The sequence below is a fragment of the Stenotrophomonas sp. YJH_SMC_110 genome, assembly GCF_059369255.1.
This window is the reverse complement of the sequence record NZ_JCAFSM010000014.1, coordinates 1-18,144: the sequence shown is the minus strand read 5'-3', so window position 1 is coordinate 18,144 and position 18,144 is coordinate 1. Positions and strand designations below refer to the sequence as shown.

14 protein-coding genes and 1 tRNA gene are annotated in these 18,144 nt (G+C 66.0%); 2 read left to right on the top strand and 13 right to left on the bottom strand.

The features are described 5' to 3' along the window. Window positions 1-26 precede the first annotated feature (26 nt). Window positions 27-2,702 (top strand): pyruvate dehydrogenase (acetyl-transferring), homodimeric type, encoded by a 2,676-nt coding sequence (aceE, locus tag AC5P6H_RS18805; RefSeq protein ID WP_478409553.1) that lies wholly within the window; start codon window positions 27-29, stop codon window positions 2,700-2,702. Between the two features lie 51 nt (window positions 2,703-2,753). Here aceE and AC5P6H_RS18800 read toward each other — a convergent pair whose 3' ends face one another. Then, on the bottom strand, window positions 2,754-3,236 hold the full coding sequence (locus AC5P6H_RS18800) for a LuxR family transcriptional regulator (protein WP_134808720.1): 483 nt from the start codon (window positions 3,234-3,236) through the stop codon (window positions 2,754-2,756). A gap of 221 nt (window positions 3,237-3,457) precedes the next feature. Between AC5P6H_RS18800 and AC5P6H_RS18795 the strand changes: the two genes are divergently transcribed. Continuing rightward, complete coding sequence (locus AC5P6H_RS18795) at window positions 3,458-5,788, top strand: TonB-dependent receptor (RefSeq protein ID WP_495202956.1); 2,331 nt, start codon at window positions 3,458-3,460, stop codon at window positions 5,786-5,788. 59 nt (window positions 5,789-5,847) lie between these two features. Here AC5P6H_RS18795 and AC5P6H_RS18790 read toward each other — a convergent pair. The 12 genes from AC5P6H_RS18790 to folP all read right to left on the bottom strand — a co-directional run bounded on the left by AC5P6H_RS18790 (window position 5,848) and on the right by folP (window position 17,695). Beyond that, window positions 5,848-5,940: transfer RNA gene (locus tag AC5P6H_RS18790), tRNA-Ser, on the bottom strand. A gap of 78 nt (window positions 5,941-6,018) precedes the next feature. After that, window positions 6,019-6,222 carry a carbon storage regulator CsrA gene (csrA, locus tag AC5P6H_RS18785; RefSeq protein WP_004152909.1) on the bottom strand — a complete coding sequence of 68 codons (204 nt, stop codon included), beginning with the start codon at window positions 6,220-6,222 and terminating at the stop codon, window positions 6,019-6,021. Between the two features lie 147 nt (window positions 6,223-6,369). After that, window positions 6,370-9,018: an alanine--tRNA ligase gene (gene alaS / locus AC5P6H_RS18780; protein ID WP_126411919.1), complete on the bottom strand. Its 2,649-nt coding sequence runs from the start codon at window positions 9,016-9,018 to the stop codon at window positions 6,370-6,372. A gap of 109 nt (window positions 9,019-9,127) precedes the next feature. After that, window positions 9,128-9,619, bottom strand: coding sequence for a recombination regulator RecX (recX, locus tag AC5P6H_RS18775; protein ID WP_005409024.1), 492 nt, complete (start codon window positions 9,617-9,619; stop codon window positions 9,128-9,130). A gap of 110 nt (window positions 9,620-9,729) precedes the next feature. Next, window positions 9,730-10,767: a recombinase RecA gene (recA, locus tag AC5P6H_RS18770; RefSeq protein WP_005412937.1), complete on the bottom strand. Its 1,038-nt coding sequence runs from the start codon at window positions 10,765-10,767 to the stop codon at window positions 9,730-9,732. Window positions 10,768-10,971: 204 nt separating this feature from the next. After that, window positions 10,972-11,607: a transcriptional repressor LexA gene (gene lexA / locus AC5P6H_RS18765; RefSeq protein WP_049442301.1), complete on the bottom strand. Its 636-nt coding sequence runs from the start codon at window positions 11,605-11,607 to the stop codon at window positions 10,972-10,974. A gap of 210 nt (window positions 11,608-11,817) precedes the next feature. Beyond that, window positions 11,818-13,500 carry a 2-polyprenylphenol 6-hydroxylase gene (gene ubiB / locus AC5P6H_RS18760; RefSeq protein WP_032962195.1) on the bottom strand — a complete coding sequence of 561 codons (1,683 nt, stop codon included), beginning with the start codon at window positions 13,498-13,500 and terminating at the stop codon, window positions 11,818-11,820. A 34-nt stretch (window positions 13,501-13,534) separates the two neighbouring features. Continuing rightward, window positions 13,535-14,029 carry a CinA family protein gene (locus AC5P6H_RS18755; protein WP_005409020.1) on the bottom strand — a complete coding sequence of 165 codons (495 nt, stop codon included), beginning with the start codon at window positions 14,027-14,029 and terminating at the stop codon, window positions 13,535-13,537. 119 nt (window positions 14,030-14,148) lie between these two features. Next, on the bottom strand, window positions 14,149-15,459 hold the full coding sequence (gene hflX / locus AC5P6H_RS18750; protein WP_049405705.1) for a ribosome rescue GTPase HflX: 1,311 nt from the start codon (window positions 15,457-15,459) through the stop codon (window positions 14,149-14,151). Between the two features lie 14 nt (window positions 15,460-15,473). Next, window positions 15,474-15,749 (bottom strand): RNA chaperone Hfq, encoded by a 276-nt coding sequence (hfq, locus tag AC5P6H_RS18745; protein WP_004152891.1) that lies wholly within the window; start codon window positions 15,747-15,749, stop codon window positions 15,474-15,476. Between the two features lie 96 nt (window positions 15,750-15,845). Continuing rightward, complete coding sequence (miaA, locus tag AC5P6H_RS18740; protein WP_134808724.1) at window positions 15,846-16,799, bottom strand: tRNA (adenosine(37)-N6)-dimethylallyltransferase MiaA; 954 nt, start codon at window positions 16,797-16,799, stop codon at window positions 15,846-15,848. Then, a complete protein-coding gene (gene folP, locus AC5P6H_RS18735; protein WP_495202955.1) occupies window positions 16,799-17,695 on the bottom strand; it encodes a dihydropteroate synthase in 897 nt (298 codons plus the stop codon). The genes miaA and folP overlap by 1 nt, the downstream gene beginning before the upstream one ends. Window positions 17,696-18,144: the final 449 nt, after the last annotated feature.

Below are 18,144 nucleotides of genomic sequence, written 5' to 3'. Positions count from 1 at the left end.
AGAGTCGGCGCCCTCTGGAGACAGTCATGAACCAAGCCCTGACCCCCTTCGATACCGACCCGCTGGAAACGCGGGAGTGGCGTGAATCGCTGGAGGCGGTGATGCAGGCCGGTGGCCGGCCACGCGCGCATTACCTGATCGACCAGCTCAGCGAGCTGGATGCGCAGCGGCACGGCGATCTGCATGCGCGCGCGTGGACCGCCTACGTCAACACCATCCCGCCGGAGCGCCAGCCGGCCTACCCGGGCGACCTGGCCATCGAGCGCCGCCTGAACGCGATGATCCGCTGGAATGCGATGGTGATGGTGCTGCGCGCCGGCAAGCACTCCAACGTCGGCGGCCACATCGCCACCTACCAGTCGGCGGCGGTGCTGTACGACGTGGGCTTCGACCACTTCTTCCGTGGCCGTACCGACACCTTCGACGGCGACATGATCTACATCCAGGGCCATTCCGCGCCGGGCATCTATGGCCGTGCGTACGTGGAAGGGCGCATCGATCCGGCACGGATGGACAACTTCCGCCGCGAAGCCGGTCGTGACGGCCTGTCTTCGTATCCACACCCGCGCCTGATGCCGGAGTTCTGGCAGTTCCCCACCGTGTCGATGGGGTTGGGCCCGCTGACCGCCGCCTACCAGGCGCGCTACATGCGTTACCTTGAGTACCGCGGCCTGAAGCAGCACCAGGACCGCAAGGTCTGGGCCTTCCTCGGCGACGGCGAGATGGACCAGCCCGAATCGCTGGCGGCGATTTCGCTGGCCGGCCGCGAGCGGCTGGACAACATCGTGTTCGTGGTCAACTGCAACCTGCAGCGCCTGGACGGTCCGGTGCGCGGCAACGCCAAGGTCATCCAGGAACTGGAAGGCACGTTCCGCGCGACCGGCTGGAACGTGATCAAGCTGATCTGGGGCAGTGGCTGGGACGACCTGCTGGCCCGCGACCACAGCGGCCTGCTGCGCCAGCGCATGATGGAATGCGTGGATGGCGACTACCAGACCTTCAAGTCGCAGAGCGGTGCTTACGTGCGCGAGCATTTCTTCGGCCGTTACCCCGAGCTGCTGGAGCTGGTCGCGCACATGAGCGATGACGACATCTGGGCGCTGGCACGTGGTGGCCACGATCCGCAGAAGGTGTACGCCGCCTACCAGCAGGCGGTGAACACCCGCGGCCGGCCGACGGTGATCCTGGCCAAGACGGTCAAGGGTTTCGGCATGGGCGAAGCCGGCGAAGGCCAGAACATCAACCACCAGCTGAAGAAGATGAGCGCCGATGCAGTACGCGCCTTCCGCGGCCGCTTCAACCTGCCGGTCAGCGACGAGCAGCTGGAGGAGATGCCCTATCTGCGCCCGGAACCGGGCAGCGCCGAGGCCGCCTACTTCGCCGAACGCCGCCGCATCCAGGGTGGGCAGCTGCCGGCGCGCCTGGCCAAGGTGGATCCGCTGCCGCTGCCGCCGCTGTCGATCTTCAACACCCAGCTGCAGGGCAGTGGCGATCGCGGCCAGTCCACCACCATGGGCTTCGTGCGCATCCTCACCAGCCTGCTGAAGGACCCGGATCTGGGCAAGCTGGTGATTCCGATCGTGCCCGATGAATCGCGCACCTTCGGCATGGAAGGCCTGTTCCGCCAGATCGGCATCCACTCCTACCTGGGCCAGCTGTACACCCCGCAGGATGCCGGCCAGCTGAGCTATTACAAGGAAGCCAAGGACGGTCAGATCCTGCAGGAAGGCATCAACGAATCCGGTGCGATCTGTTCATGGATCGCCGCCGGCACCGCCTACAGCAACCACGGCCTGGCCACGATTCCGTTCTACATCTTCTATTCGATGTTCGGCCTGCAGCGCGTCGGTGACCTGGCCTGGGCCGCTGCCGACGCGCGTACCCGCGGCTTCCTGCTCGGTGCCACGTCGGGCCGCACCACGCTGATGGGCGAAGGCCTGCAGCACGATGACGGCCACAGCCACGTGCTGTCGTCGGTGATTCCGAGCTGCGTGTCCTACGACCCGACCTACAACTACGAACTGGCGGTGATCATCCACGACGGCCTGCGCCGCATGTATGTCGACCAGGAAGACATCTACTACTACATCACCGTACTCAACGAGAACTACCCGCAGCCGGCACTGCCCGAAGGCACCGAAGCCGGCATCCTGAAGGGCCTGTACCTGCTGCATCCGGCAGCCGCCGACAACGCCTTGCAGCCACGCGTGCAGCTGATGGGCAGCGGCTCGATCCTGCGCGAAGTGGAAGCCGCGGCAGACCTGCTGCAGCAGGACTTCGGCATCGCCAGCGATGTGTGGAGCGCGACCAGCCTGACCGAACTGCGCCGCGACGGGCTGTCCGCCGAGCGCTGGAACCTGCTGCATCCGGCCGAAGAACCGCGCGTGCCCTACGTGCAGCAGTGCCTGCAGGGTCATGAAGGCCCGGTGGTGGTGGCCACCGACTACATGAAGATCGTCGGCGACCAGATCCGTCCCTTCATCAACGACCGCCGCTTCACCGCATTGGGGACCGATGGCTTCGGCCGTTCCGACACGCGTGAATCGCTGCGCACGTTCTTCGAAGTGGATCGCCACTTCATCGTACTGGCGGCCCTGAAGTCGCTGGCCGACGAAGGCCGCATCGAACGCTCGCGGATGCAGGACGCGATCGACAAGTACGGCATCGACACCGGCAAGCGCGATCCGGCCGCCGCCGTGTAGGGCCGTTGCATTCACCACGCCTGCCCTGCGGGCGTGGTGAATGCAGCATCGCTACGGCATGCGCTTGAACAGGTTGGTCTGCAGGATCGGCGTACCGTCATGACCGTAGAACGCCTTGGTCTCGGTCATCGTCGCCTGGTCATCCGCCACGGTGTAGATGCGGGTGGAGGCCGGCGTGCCATGGTCCACCAGCTGCATCACCAGCGTGTTCGGTGCAGGCAGTTTCAGGTTGGCCTTGTCCGCGCCATAGGTGCCGGACAGGGCGCCGGGCGTGCCATCCAGGGCCAGCGTGCCGTCGGATTTCATGGTCTTGCCGTCGTGCAGGACGATGTCCACGTGCGAGCTCCAGCGGCCACCACCGGCGTCCTTGAACTCGAGCACCACGTGCTTCGGGCGCTGCGCTTCGGGTATCGCAGACGTGGCGATATCCAGCGACCAGCGCCCCAGCAGGGGGGAAGGCGAAGTCTCCACAGCCAGCGCCGGAACGGCGGGGAGTGAAAGCGCAGACAACAACACAGCGGACAACAGCTTCATACGTTGCTCCGTTCCAGTGAAGAAGATTCTGCGTGACGCGTTGTGGGGCGCAGCGCCTCGGATCGTGCACAGCATCGGCGCCCGGCGCAAGGCGGGGCGCTGAACACGCGGCAACCTCATTCGCGCCCCCGCGATTTCGGTCTGGCGGCAAGGTCTCATCCGTCCTTGCCGATACAAAGAGTTACGTTATAATATTTCACTTCGCCTTCACGAGTCCTGCCATGCGTCGCCACCTGCTTGCTGCTGCCATTCTGTTCGCCGTCCACACCGCCCAGGCCGCGGACGAACCCACCCTCCCCACCCTCCAGGTCCAGGCCTCCCAGCCCTCGCGCATCGACAGCCGGGTCACCGTCGACAATCCGCAGGCGCAGAACCGCACCCTCGGCGGCCTGCTCGAACACGTCTCCGGCGTGCAGAGCACCGCCTTCGGGCCGAACGCGGGCGCCCCGGTCATCCGCAGCCTCAGTGGCAACCGCGTGCAGATCCTGCAGGACGGCCAGTCCATCCTCGGCATGAACGCGATCAGCGGCGACATCAACATTCCGTTCGATCCACTGTTCGTGCGCAGCGTCACCGTCAACAAGTCCTCGGACACGGTGCGCTATGGCGGCAATGCGATCGGCGGCAGCGTCGAGATCGATTCGGGCCTGATCTCGCGCAGCATGGAAGACAAGGACCAGTCGATGGAACTGGTCCTGCGCAAGGGCTTCAATGCCGCCGATGCGCAGGGCTTCCGCATGAACTTCAACAACCAGCGCAACCTCTCGACCAACCTGCAGGTCTCGCGCCAGCGCATCTCGCACTACGACATCCCCGGCAACAGCAAGGCCCGTGTCTGCAACACCCGACTGTTCCCGCCGACCGGCGGCGTCAACTCGGCGCTGGCCGACAGCTGCCAGAAGGAAGCACGCGTACAGCAGATCTACAACAAGGCCTCGCATCCTTACATCGACCAGTTCATGACCGAGAATCCTGACTGGGCCGATGGTGAATTCTCGTTCTACACCAACAACCCGACCTCGGTCTGGCAGCGCCGCACCTATATCAACCCGGTCAATCCTGCCTATGTCGCCGGCACGCCTTCATACGTGCAGAAGCAGATCAACAATGATGTGACGCCCGACTACCATCATCGGCTGGGCAACAGCCATGCGCGCAACGCGCAGGTGGCCTTCGGCTCGACCCTGTTCTTTGACCGCGGCTACGTCGGTGTCAGCATCGATGCCAAGGACAGCGAGTACGGCGTGCCGGGCTTCTCGATGCAGAACCTGTCGTTCGGTTCCAACCATGCCGATGGCCTGCCGGTGGGCGTGGTGATCAAGCAGCAGCGCTACGCGCTGGAAGCCCTGCTGCGTGATCCGCTGCCGTGGTTCGAGCGCGCGGAACTCCGCGTGTCCAGGCTGGACAACACTTCAGGCGAGCGGCTGGGTACCACCAGGGCAAACGACTACGATTTCGAGAGCACCCAGGCCGAGTTGCTGCTCAGCCATCAACGCGTCGGCCCGCTCAGCGGCCTGGTCGGTTTCAGCCACCAGTCGCGTGATGTCAGCGGCAGCGGCTCGCAGCGCTACCTGCCGGACGTGGACACCCGCAGCAATGCGGTATTCCTGAAGGAAACGGTGGACGTCGGCTGGGTTACCTTCGATGCTGGCGTACGCCACGAACGGGTCGACCACGCACTACAGCCCAGCCGCTTCAAGACCGCGCGCAATGCCGCCAACACGAAACTGCAGGACCGCGACTACCGGCTCAACAGCTACAGCCTCGGCTCGTACGTCGAGCTCGGCCCCTTGTTCGCGGCCAAGGTCCGTTACTCATCCTCACAGCGCGCCCCGGAGATCAACGAGCTGTATGCCAGCAACGCGCACTATTCGGTGATGACACAGGAAGAAGGCAACCAGAACCTGGAACCGGAGCGCGCGAAGAACCTGGAACTGACCGGCCTGTTCCACCTCGGCGGTTTCGAGCTGTCCGCCACCGCGTACCGGATGCGGTACGAGAACTACCTCTATCTCGGCTATTCCGGCCTGCAGACCGCCAACCGCCTGCCGCTGAAGTACTGGAAGCAGACCGACACCACGGTGAAGGGCTTCGAGATCGACGCGTCGCAGGCATTGGACCTGGGCCGCTATGGCACGTTGAACGTCTCCGCCTTCGCCGACCTGGTGAAGAACAAGGCCGACCACCCGGATTCGCTGCGCGCCCACAACGACGGCGAGTATCTGCCGAACATGCCGACCAACCGCTACGGCGCCAACCTGCAGTGGCAGCGCGAAGGCTGGAAGGCACAACTGTCCAGCACCTACTACGACGCGCAGAAGTACCTGGGTCGCAATGTCAGTGAGGAAATTCCGCTCGACGCATTCAACCTGGTCGACCTGCAGGTCAGCCGCGAACTTCCAGTGCGCAACAGCTACATCGCAGGCGTGGAAGTGTTCGTCAATGGCAGCAACCTGCTCAATGAAGAAGCGCGGCCGCACAACTCGCCGCTGAAGTACATCGCGCCCCTGCCGGGGCGGGGCTTCCAGGTCGGCGTGACGATACGGCTCTGAAGGCCGGCCATAAAGAAAAACGCCTGCAGATCGAGGATCTGCAGGCGCTTCTTTGTATCTGGCGGAGTGAGAGGGATTCGAACCCTCGATAGAGCTTTTGACCCTATACTCCCTTAGCAGGGGAGCCCCTTCGGCCACTCGGGCATCACTCCGGGGTATTCTCCGCGTCTGGTGCGTTGCACCTCAGCGGGGCGTGAATCATAACGTTAATCGAGTGCGAAGGTAAAGCGTTATTCGGCAGAATTTTCGCTACCGGTGCCACCGGCTTCATCACCACGCTGGATGCGCTGGTAGATCTCTTCGCGATGCACAGCGACGTCCTTCGGCGCAGTGATGCCGATACGCACCTGGTTACCCTTGACGCCAAGCACGGTGACGCTCACCGAGTCACCGATCATCAGGGTTTCGCCGACGCGGCGAGTCAGGATCAACATTTTTGTAAGTCTCCATGGAACCGTGTGGAAGGGTATCCCCCACCGGCTTGACGCTCCGTCAAGAAGCGCTACCACGACAAAGGGAAAAGATTCGCAATGGTACCGTCAGCCGTCCCGCTCCTACAAGGAGGGGGACGGCAGGGTTCATCACAGGCGGGGGCTGACCCATTCGACGACTGCAGCCAGCGCAGTGGCAAGGGCGGGCCCGTCCTCGCCACCACCCTGGGCGAGGTCCGGGCGTCCGCCGCCCTTGCCCCCGATCTGACCGGCGATATGGGACAACAGTTCCCCGGCCTTGACTTTGCCCATTGCGCTGCCGTTCACACCCGCGACCAGGGCGGCCTTGCCGTCCTGGGCACCGGCCAGCACGATCACCGCGTCGCCCAGCTGCTGCTTCAGGCGGTCCATGGCGTCACGCAGGGCCTTGGCGTCGAAGCCCTCCAGGCGGGCAGCCAGCACCTTCACGCCGGCGACCTCGACGGCCTGACCGGACAGGTCGGCCGTGGCACCGGCCGCGACCTTGGCCTTCACGGCCTCCAGTTCGCGTTCCAGCTGCTTCTGGCGCTGGCCGAGGGCACGGATCTTCTCGACCACGTCGGCAGCGCTGCCACCGAGCAGTTCAGCGGCCTCGGCCAGGCGGGCCTCTTCGGCGTCCACGTAGTCCAGGGCGCCCTGGCCGGTAACCGCCTCGATGCGGCGCACGCCGGCGGAAACACCGCCCTCGGAGGTGATCTTGAACAGACCGATGTCGCCGGTACGGTTGACGTGGGTGCCACCGCACAGCTCGGTGGAGTAGTCACCCATCTTCAGCACGCGCACGTGCTCACCGTACTTCTCGCCGAACAGGGCCATCGCGCCGAAGTCCAGCGCTTCCTGCATGGCCATGGTGTGCACTTCAGCGGCGTTGTTGGCACGCACCTGCTGGTTGACCTTGCGCTCGATCACCGCCAGCTCTTCCGCGCTGATCGGCTGGAAGTGCGAGAAGTCGAAACGCAGGCGGTCCGGCGCGACCAGCGAGCCCTTCTGCTGCACGTGGGTGCCCAGCACTTCGCGCAGCGCGGCGTGCAGCAGGTGGGTGGCCGAGTGGTTGAGGATGGTGGCGCCACGGCGCTCGCCATCGACCTGGCCGGACAGCACATCGCCGACCTTCAGGCCGCCTTCGGACAAGGTGCCGACGTGGCCATGGAACTGGCCGGCGAACTTCTGGGTGTCCTCCACCGCCAGGCGCACGCCGTTGCCGGCCAGCACGCCGGTGTCACCGACCTGGCCGCCGGATTCGGCATAGAACGGGGTCTGGTTGGTGATGACGATGACCGAATCACCGGCATCGGCCGACTGCACCGGACGACCGTCCTTGAGCAGGGCCAGCACGCTCAGACCGTCGGCCTGCAGGCGGTCATAGCCCAGGAACCGGGTCGGGCTCAGCGTTGCCACCAGCTCGGCCGGCAGGGTCACGCCGCCGCCGAACTTGCCGGCCGCCCGTGCGGTTTCGCGCTGCTGTTCCATCGCGGCATCGAAGCCGGCGATGTCGACGGTCAGGTCGCGCTCGCGGGCAATGTCCTGGGTCAGGTCGAGCGGGAAGCCATAAGTGTCGTACAGGCGGAACGCGTCAACGCCCGGGATCACGCCATTGCTGGCCTTGCCGGCCACGTCCTCGAAGATCTTCATGCCGGCGTCGAGGGTTTCGGCGAAACGCTCTTCTTCGGCCTGCAGCGCACGGGTGACGGTGTCCACCGCCGCCGGTAGCTCTGGATAGGCCTCGCCCATCTGCTCGACCAGGGTCGGCACCAGCTTGCTGAAGAACGGCTGGCGCACACCCAGCATCCAGCCATGGCGCAGGGCGCGGCGGATGATACGGCGCAGCACGTAACCGCGGCCTTCGTTGGACGGCAGCACGCCATCGACGATCAGGAACGAACAGGCACGGATGTGGTCGGCAATCACGCGCAGCGACTTGTTCTCCAGGTCGGCGGTGCCGGTCAGCTCGGAAGCCTTGCGGATCAGCGCCTGGAACAGGTCGATCTCATAGTTGGTGTGCACGTGCTGCAGGATCGCCGCCAGGCGCTCCAGGCCCATGCCGGTATCCACGCACGGCGCCGGCAGCGGCACCAGGGTGCCGTCGGGCTGGCGGTCGAACTGCATGAACACCAGGTTCCAGATCTCGATGAAACGGTCGCCGTCTTCGTCCGGGGAACCCGGGGGACCACCGGCAATATGATCACCGTGGTCGTAGAAGATCTCGGTGCACGGGCCGCACGGGCCGGTGTCGGCCATCTGCCAGAAGTTGTCCGAAGCGAACGGCGCGCCCTTGTTGTCGCCGATGCGTACGATGCGCTCTTCCGGAACGCCGACCATGTCGCGCCACAGTTCGTAGGCTTCGTCGTCGGTCTGGTACACGGTGACCAGCAGGCGTTCGGCCGGCAGCTTCCAGACCTGGGTCAGCAGCTCCCAGGCCCAGGCGATCGCGTCCTTCTTGAAGTAGTCGCCGAACGACCAGTTGCCCAGCATTTCGAAGAAGGTGTGGTGGCGCGCGGTGTAGCCGACCTGGTCGAGGTCGTTGTGCTTGCCGCCCGCGCGCAGGCAGCGCTGCACGTCGGCCGCGCGCACGTAGCTGCGCTTTTCCGCGCCAAGGAACACGTCCTTGAACTGCACCATGCCGGAGTTGGTGAACAGCAGGGTCGGATCATTGCCCGGCACCAGCGGCGCCGACGGCACGATGGTGTGGCCTTTACCCTTGAAGAACTCAAGGAAGTCGCTGCGGATCTGGGATGTCGTGAATTTGGCGGATGCGTTCATTGGGGGCTGGCAGTCTGCGGGCCGGCGGACCCGGACCACCGGCCGCGTTGGCCAGGGTCGCGAGGGACCGCCGAAAACCTAAAGGGTATCAGGCCCGGCGCCGCCAGTCTCAGTCATCCGGGTCGTAGCGGGTCGCGCGGCGGATGCTGTCGCCGTCGAAGCCCCGCCGGGCCAGCAGATCGGCAGCCTTGCGCCGCTGCGTCAGGTCCTGCGGGCCGGCCTCGCCAAAGCGTCGGCGGACCAGATCACGGGCGTTTTCCTGCCAGTCGCCTTCGTAGCTGTCCATCGCTGCGGCAATCGCGGCACTGTCCAGGCCATGGGTCCCCAGCTCGGCGCGGACATGGATCGGCCCATAACCGGTGTTGGCGCGCATCCTCACCAGGTTCTCGGCAAAACGGGTGTCGTCCTGCCAGCCGGCCTCGGTCAACTTGGCGACAGCGGCCTGCGCGGCTTCGTCTTCGATGCCACGGGCCGTCAGCTTGCGGGTGAGTTCCTTGCGCGAGTGCTCGCGGCGGACCAGCAGGCCCAACGCCCGTTGCACGGGGGTCTGCTCGCGCGGCCGGCGCTTGCGGCCGGTCGGAATGTCTTCGGCGTCGGACATGGGTACTCCAAGGGTGGCGCCATCCGTGGCGCCCAGCCCATCCCTGGGCGATTCGAACCTGCGGGACAGGGCGACGTCACTGACGGCGCCACCCTGCCCCACAGCAAGCCTTATTCGTCTTCGCCTTCGTCGTCGCCTTCCTCGCGGGCCGCTTCGGCCGGCTGGAATTTCTCGCGCAGCTCGGCCTCGAGCTTGGCGGCGACAGTCGGGTTGTCGCGCAGGTAGCCGCGGGCGTTGTCCTTGCCCTGGCCAATGCGTTCTTCACCGTAGCTGTACCAGGCGCCAGCCTTCTCCACCAGCTTGGCATCCACACCCATGTCGATCAGCTCGCCTTCACGGCTGATGCCTTCGCCATACAGGATTTCGGTGATGACCTGCTTGAACGGAGGTGCCAGCTTGTTCTTGACGACCTTGATCTTGGTCTGGTTACCGATGATCTCGTCACCCTTCTTGATCGCGCCGATACGGCGGATGTCCAGGCGGACCGAGGCGTAGAACTTGAGCGCGTTGCCACCGGTGGTGGTTTCCGGGCTCTGGCCCGGCATCATCACGCCGATCTTCATGCGCAGCTGGTTGATGAAGATCACCAGGGTGTTGGAGCGCTTGATGTTGCCGGTCAGCTTGCGCAGCGCCTGGCTCATCAGGCGGGCCTGCAGGCCTGGCAGCTGGTCGCCCATCTCGCCTTCGATTTCGGCCTTCGGGGTCAGCGCGGCAACCGAGTCGATCACCAGGATGTCCACCGAACCCGAACGGACCAGCATGTCGGCGATTTCCAGCGCCTGCTCACCGGTGTCCGGCTGCGACAGCAGCAGGTCGTCCACGTTCACGCCCAGCTTGGCGGCGTAGATCGGGTCCAGCGCGTGCTCGGCGTCGATGAAGGCCGCGGTGCCGCCCATCTTCTGGCATTCGGCGATGGCCTGCAGGGTCAAGGTGGTCTTGCCCGAGGATTCCGGCCCGTAGATCTCAACGACACGGCCCTTTGGCAGACCACCAATGCCCAGCGCGATGTCGAGCATCAGCGAACCGGTCGGGATGGCTTCGACGGGCTCGACCACGCGGTCGCCCATGCGCATCACCGAGCCCTTGCCGAACTGCTTTTCGATCTGGCCCAGAGCTGCAGCGAGGGCGCGCTTCTTGTTCTCGTCCATCGGATTGGTCCTTGCAGAGGTCGTGTCGTTGGAGGTGCTGTCTTTGGGGGTCTTCTTTGCCATGGGCTCACTTTAAGTCGGACGTATCGCACAGGCTGAGATTCTGCCCGGCGCTCTGAAAAGAATTATCGGACATCCGTACCAACCTCAGTGGAACCAGAGAATCGCCACAAAAGACCGCGGGGTAATGCGCTACGGAACGGGTCAACGGTTGGGCCGCAACAGGCCGCAATAGAGGCCCTCGATCGCGAAGTCCTGATCCGGCAGCACCTCGATCGGCTTGTAGTCGGGATTGCGCGGCAGCAGGCGGATGCGATCCTTGGCGATCTTCAGCAGCTTGACCGTGATCTCGTCATCGATGCGGGCCACCACGATCTGCCCGGAATGGGCGTCGCGGGTGCGGTGCACGCCGATCAGGTCACCGTCGAAGATGCCCTCATCGATCATCGAGTCGCCCTGCACCTTCAGCAGGTAGTCCGGCGCCGGCGAGAAGAACACCCGGTCCAGCACCACGAAATCGTCCGAGCCGATGTCGGCACCGATCGGCAGGCCGGCCGCAACCCGGCCCAGCACCGGCAGCCGCAGCACGCTGTCGGCCAGGCCCGGCTCGGCCAGCTTCTCGACCGGCGGTGCCTGCACCAGGCGGATGCCGCGGGCCTGACCCGGGACGCGACGGATCGCACCGGCCTGCTCCAGGGCTTCCAGGTGGTACTGGGCCGCGCGCACGCCCTTGAAGCCGAATGCGCGTGCGATTTCAGTCTGCGACGGCGGTGCGCCTTCGCTCTCGATACGCTCGGCGATCAACTGCAGGATCGCCTGCTGGGTGTCGGTCAGGTCCATGGTTAGTAGTATTACTACTAATATGCGCGACTGCAAGTGCCGGGGCGATCGGGGTGGTGCGGGCTTGTTGGGCCGAGGCATGCTCGGCAAGCGCGCGAACGCCGGGGCCGACCCAGGCAAGAGCAGCCGAGCATGGCTCGGCTCTACAGGAATCGCTGCGCGATTCTGCGGTTCCTGTGGAACCGCAACAGGCGCACTTCGTGCACCTGCCTACGTGTGCTTGCCGCTTCTCCATATCGAAACCAGGATCCATACGCCGCAGAAGCCGGCGCCGATGAATCCGCACACGCCCAGCGCCAGCAACCAGCGGCTGGAAACCCCGCCGACGCTGTGCATCACGATCGACGAGCCGATGATCAGCGCGGCCGTGATCACGCCCACCACCAGTCGGTTCGCGGCCCGGTTCACCTGCTCGCCAAAGCCCTGCAGCGCGGTGGTCTCCACCTTCAGCTGGAGGCGCCCACGGCGCGCTGCCTGGACCAGCTTGCGCAGGTCGCGCGGCAACTCGCCGGCGAAGTCGACCAGGCCCAACAGGCTGCGCCGGCCGCGCTTGAGCAGCGCCCTGGGCGCATAACGCTGCAGCACCACACGCTCCAGGAACGGGCGGGCGGCGCTGGCCATGTCGAAATCCGGATCCAGCTGCCGGCCCATGCCTTCCAGGGTAAGGAAGGCCTTGATCATCAGTGCCAGGTCGGCCGGCAGAGTCAGGCTGTAGCTGCGCAGCAGCTGGGTGATGTCGCCCAGCATCAGGCCGATGCGCAGATCCTTCAGCGGCACGCCACGGTACTGGTCGACGAACTGGCTGATGTCGTGCTGCAGCCGGTTCTCGTCCACTTCCACGCCGCCGGCCCAGTCCAGCAGCACGTCGGCCACGCCCTGCGGGTCCTGCTCGACCAGGCCGTGCAGCAGTTGCGCGACCTGGAAGCGGCGCACTTCGGACAGCGCACCGACCATGCCGAAATCGATCACGCCGATGCGGCCGTCACGCAGGTAGATGATGTTGCCGGGGTGTGGATCGGCGTGGAAGCTGCCGTCCTCCAGCACCATCTTCAGCACGATGCCGGCACCACGCCGCGCCAGCTCGCGCCGGTCCAGGCCCGCCGCATCGACGCCAGCCAGATCGCGGCCGGGAATGCCGTCGACGAAGTCCTGCACGTTCAGGCTCTCGCAGGTCCACTGCCAGTGCACCTTCGGAATCAGTATGTCGTCACGGCCGCTGAAGTTGCGCGCGATGCGTTCGGCATTGCGGCATTCGGCGGCAAAATCCAGCTCGCGGCGCAGCGATACGGTGAACTGTTGCACGACCTCGGCCGGGCGATAGCGACGCAGGTCCGGCAACCGGGCCTCGACGATCTCGGCCAGCCGCGCCAGCAGCCGCAGGTCGGCCTCGACCACGTCACGGATGCCGGGACGCCGCACCTTCAGCACCACCTCACGACCATCATGCAGCCGGGCGCGATGGGCCTGCGCCAGCGAGGCGGCGGCCATCGGGGTTTCGTCAAGGAAGGCGAATACCTCCGCCGGCGACGCGCCCAGGTCGGCTTCGAGCTGCCCGCGGATCTCGGCGTACGGCAGGGCCGGCACCGCGTTCTGCAGTTCGGACAGCTCGGCAATCCACTCCGGCGGCAACAGGTCGACGCGCGTTGCCAGCACCTGGCCAAGCTTGACGAAGGTCGGGCCAAGATCCTGCATCGCACTGCGCACGCGCACCGGTGCGGTCATCCGCAGCAGCTCCTGCCGGTCCTCGTTCCAGTGCAACAGGCGCCCTGCCCGCTCCAGCGTGCTGGCCAGGCCGATGCGCCGAACCACGTCGCCGAAGCCGTAGCGGATCAGGACAACGGCGATTTCCTGCAGTCGGCCCAGGTCACGGACCGTGCCCAGCGTTTCCCACATCATGCGTGCTCCGGACGGTTACCGGAGCAGCATGTCACAGCTGGGCGTCGATACCGCGCAATGCCGCCGCCACGGTTTGCCGGCGGATGGCTTCGCGGTCGCCATCGAACTGGAACAGCTCGGCGCGGGCGTAGCCACCGCGGCGCTTCCAGCCGATCCAGACACTGCCGACTGGCTTGTCCGGACTGCCACCGCCGGGGCCGGCGATACCGGTCACCGCCACGGCGATGCCGGCACCGGAATTGACCAGCGCACCGGACACCATCTCCAGAACGGTTTCGCGACTGACCGCGCCGAACTGTTCCAGCGTCTGCGCACGCACGCCCAGCAGGCGCTGCTTGGCTTCATAGCTGTAGACCACCATGCCGCAGTCGAAGAACGCCGAAGAACCGGCGATGTCGGTCATGCACTTGGCGATCCAGCCGCCACTGCAGCTTTCGGCCGTGACCAGCTGCAGCGAGGCCTGTTGCAGGCGCTGCCCGAGCGCGGCGGACTGGGCATTGAGATCGGCGTCGGTGGGGATGGACATCGGCATGACGGTGGGGTGAAGAACCCCGTTGTACCGCAGATGACAGCCGGATGTCGCGCCCCTCCGGCACGATTGCGTTGCCGGCCAGCGGCCGGCACTACCAGCCATGGGCCGCTAGCTCACCACTCCGGCAGTTTCTCCGGCAACAGCGCCCGGATCGGCGCGCCATCGGCACTGGCGGCCAGCTTCTCGGCTTCGGCAATCGGCAGGTCCACCTGCAGCAGCCAGCCCTCTTCATCGGCCTGTTCGCTGCGGATCACTTCCAGCTGGTGCAGGCGCGCACGCAGGCGGCCGGCATCCGGCGGCAGGCGCAATTCACCGGTCACGTGCTGCAGGCCCAGGCGCTTGCCCAGCACTGCCTGCAGCAGCTCAAGGCCCTGCCCGTCACGCGCGGAAATCCAGACACGTTCACGACGCGACTCGTCGGGCACGCCATCCTGGCCATCGTGGCGGACGTCGGCACCGTCGATGCGGTCGATCTTGTTGAACACCAGCAGCTGCGGCAGGTCACCGGCACCGACCGCGGTCAGCACCTCGTCCACCTGGGCGATGCGCTCCTCGCGGTGCGGATCGGCGGCGTCGACCACATGCAGCAGGAAATCGGCCTCGCGTGCCTCGGACAGCGTCGAGCGGAACGCGGCGACCAGATCATGCGGCAGGTCGCGGACGAAACCGACGGTGTCGGCCAGCACCACGCTGCCGCCCGGGACCGCGATGCGGCGCACGGTCGGGTCCAGCGTGGCGAACAGCTGGTCGGCGGCATAGGCCTCGGCGCCGGTCATGGCGTTGAACAGGGTCGATTTGCCGGCGTTGGTGTAGCCCACCAGGGCCACGCGCGGCAGCTCGCTGCGCACACGCGCACGGCGCATCTGGGTGCGCTGCACTTCAACCTTCTCCAGGCGCTTCTGCAGCTGCTCGACCCGCTTCTGCAACAGGCGGCGGTCGGTTTCCAGCTGGGTTTCACCCGGGCCACGCAGGCCGATCGAACCGCCGCGCTGGCGCTCCAGGTGGGTCCAGCCGCGAACCAATCGCGTAGCCAAGTGACGCAGCTGCGCCAGCTCGACCTGCAGCTTGCCCTCGTGGCTGTGTGCACGCTGGGCAAAGATGTCCAGGATCAGACCGGTGCGGTCGATCACCCGGCGCTCGAGGAAGCGTTCCAGGTTGCGCTCCTGACCCGGGCTCAGCGCATGGTTGACCAGGATCAGGTCGGCGCCACTGGCATCGGCCGCGGCCTTGATCTCGTCCAGCTTGCCGCTGCCGATCAGGGTTGACGGATTCGGACGGTCCAGGCGCGCGGTGATCGTCGCGGCGATGCTGGCCCCAGCCGAGCGGGCCAGATCACCGAACTCTTCCAGCACATCGTCTTCCAGCTTGCCGAAATGGGGCTGGATCAACAGGGCGTGTTCGCCCTTTTTCGAGCGGTCAAACATTCACCGCTCCGGTATTACTCGTCTGCTTCATCACCTGCCTGACCACCTTCACCCGACTGCACGTAACCACCGCCCGGACCGACCTTCACGTTGCGTGCCGGAACCACCGTGGAAATGGCGTGCTTGTAGACCATCTGACTGACCGTGTTGCGCAGCAGGACCACGAACTGGTCGAACGACTCGATCGTGCCCTGCAGCTTGATGCCGTTCACCAGGTACACCGAAACCGGCACGCGCTCGCGCCGCAGTGCGTTCAAGAAAGGATCCTGCAGCGATTGCCCCTTGGACATTGCACACTCCTGATTATTGTTCTTATTGGGTTGCCGACGGTTGCCACGGCCCCCGAGCCGCCCGCCGACCGATGATGTTACACGGCTGGCGGGGGTTCAGCGTGCGACGAAGGCCGACACCGCGCCGGCAAGGCGCTCCTGGTCGATATGGGGGTCGAACCAGCGCGCATCAAGCTCGCCGCGCAGCCACGTCAGCTGGCGCTTGGCCAGCTGGCGGGTGGCGAAGATCGCCTTGTCACGGAAACGGGCGGCATCACCCTCCCCGTCCAGGTACTCCCAGGCCTGGCGATAGCCGACCGCACGCACCGCCGGCAGGTCCAACGCGGCCTCCACGGCGGCCATTTCCGGCATCGCGCGCAGTGCCCGCACTTCGTCCAGGAAGCCCTGCGCCAGCATGGTGTCGAAGCGCGCCTCGATGCGCTGGTGCAGTACCGCGCGGTCACGCGGGGCCAGGATCAGCTTGAGGGTGCGCACCGGCAGCGGCGCTACGCCCGGACGGCGCTGCCATTCAGTGATGGGCGTGCCGGTCAGGCGATAGACCTCCAGTGCCCGCTGGATGCGTTGCGGGTCGGTGGCATGGATGCGTGCGGCGGCGGCCGGATCGACCTCGGCCAGCTCTGCGTGCAATGCCGCCCAGCCCCGCTCGGCCGCCTCGGTGCTGAGTGCTTCGCGCATCACCGGGTCGGCCTCCGGCATCGGCGACAGGCCCTGCAGCAGGGCCCGGAAGTACAGCCCCGTGCCACCTGCCAGGATCGGCGTTTTGCCGCGTGCCACGATGTCGGCCACGACCCGGCCGGCATCGGCGGCGAACTCGGCCGCCGAATAGGTCTGCCAGGGATCGCGCAGGTCCAGCAGATGGTGCGGCGCCTGTGCACGCTCGGCCGCATCAGGCTTGGCCGAGCCGATGTCCAGGTGGCGGTATACCAGCGCCGAATCGACGCTGACGATTTCGCCGTCCAGTTGCTGTGCCAAAGCGATTGCGGTGGCGGTCTTGCCACTGGCGGTCGGCCCCATCACGGCGATCGCCAGCGGCCGCCGATCGACGCCCATCAGTCTTCGTCCGGCCAGAGGATCGTCGGCGCAGCGTCGGCACGGGGCGTCGGCACGGCCTCCACTGCCTGCCAGATCTTCAGCGCATCGACGGTGGCCGCCACGTCATGCACGCGCACGATGCGCGCGCCACGTTGGACCGCGATCAGGTGCGCGGCCACCGAAGCCGCCACGCGTTCGGAGGGCGTGTCGCGGCCAGTGAGTTCTCCCAGGCTGCGCTTGCGTGACAGGCCGGCCAGCACCGGCACCCCCAGTTCCAGGAAGCGCTCCGAACGCGCCAGCAGGGTCATGTTGTGGGCGGTGCTCTTGCCGAAGCCAAAACCAAGGTCGATCAGCAGGTTCTTCTTCGCGATGCCCGCCATCTCGGCAGCGAACAGGCGCTGCACCAGGAAACCATGCACCTCGGCGACCACGTCGTCGTAGTGCGGATCGGCCTGCATGTGGCCCGGCTCGCCCTGCATGTGCATCAGCACCACCGGCACGCCGCTTTCGGCGGCAGCTTCAAGCGCACCGCCCTGGCGCAGGGCGAAGATGTCGTTGATCATGCCGGCGCCAGCGGCCACCGCCGCGCGCATCACCTCCGGCTTGAAGGTATCGATGCTGATCGGCACCCGGGTGCGGGCGGCCAGCTGCTCGATCACCGGAATCACCCGGCGCAGCTCCTCCTCGACCGATACCGGCGCAGCGCCCGGGCGGGTCGATTCGCCGCCGATATCGAGCAGGTCGGCGCCCTCCTCGACCAGCTTCAGGCCATGGGCGACCGCAGCCTCGGTGGTGTCATGCGCGCCGCCATCGGAGAAGGAGTCCGGGGTGACGTTGACGATGCCCATGACCCGGGCACGGTCCAGGCGCAGGATGCGGCCGGCGCAATCGAGCTGGGGCGAGGTATCGAACATGGGCAATCCTGCAGGGACGACGGCGGGTAGTTTAGTTCGGCAGGGCGGCGCCCTGCACCCGCAGAGGCCCGGGCTACAGCAACAGCTGAAGCAACAGCCGAAGCAACAGCAGGTGTACTGAGGGATGGCGTGGGGTCAGATCCGTTTTCCTACGGAAAACGGATCTGACCCCGAATTGATTCGATATCTGACAGAGATTCATCCACGCATGGCGTGGATCTACCGTGTCGACCAAGGTCGACACCTACCAACAGCGGCCGGAATCTGTCAGAGGTGGGGCGGTGTCGGAGTGCGGGGTGTCAGCCGCGTGGATGCGGCTGCCAAGCCTTATCTGATCGGAATCTGGCAGCGTAGGTGTCGAGAGCCGGCGTGGGCCGCCGTGTAAGCCTGGATCTCGACGATCGCCATGTAGCTTGGCGCCCACGCCGGAATCTCCCTTGATCCGCCCG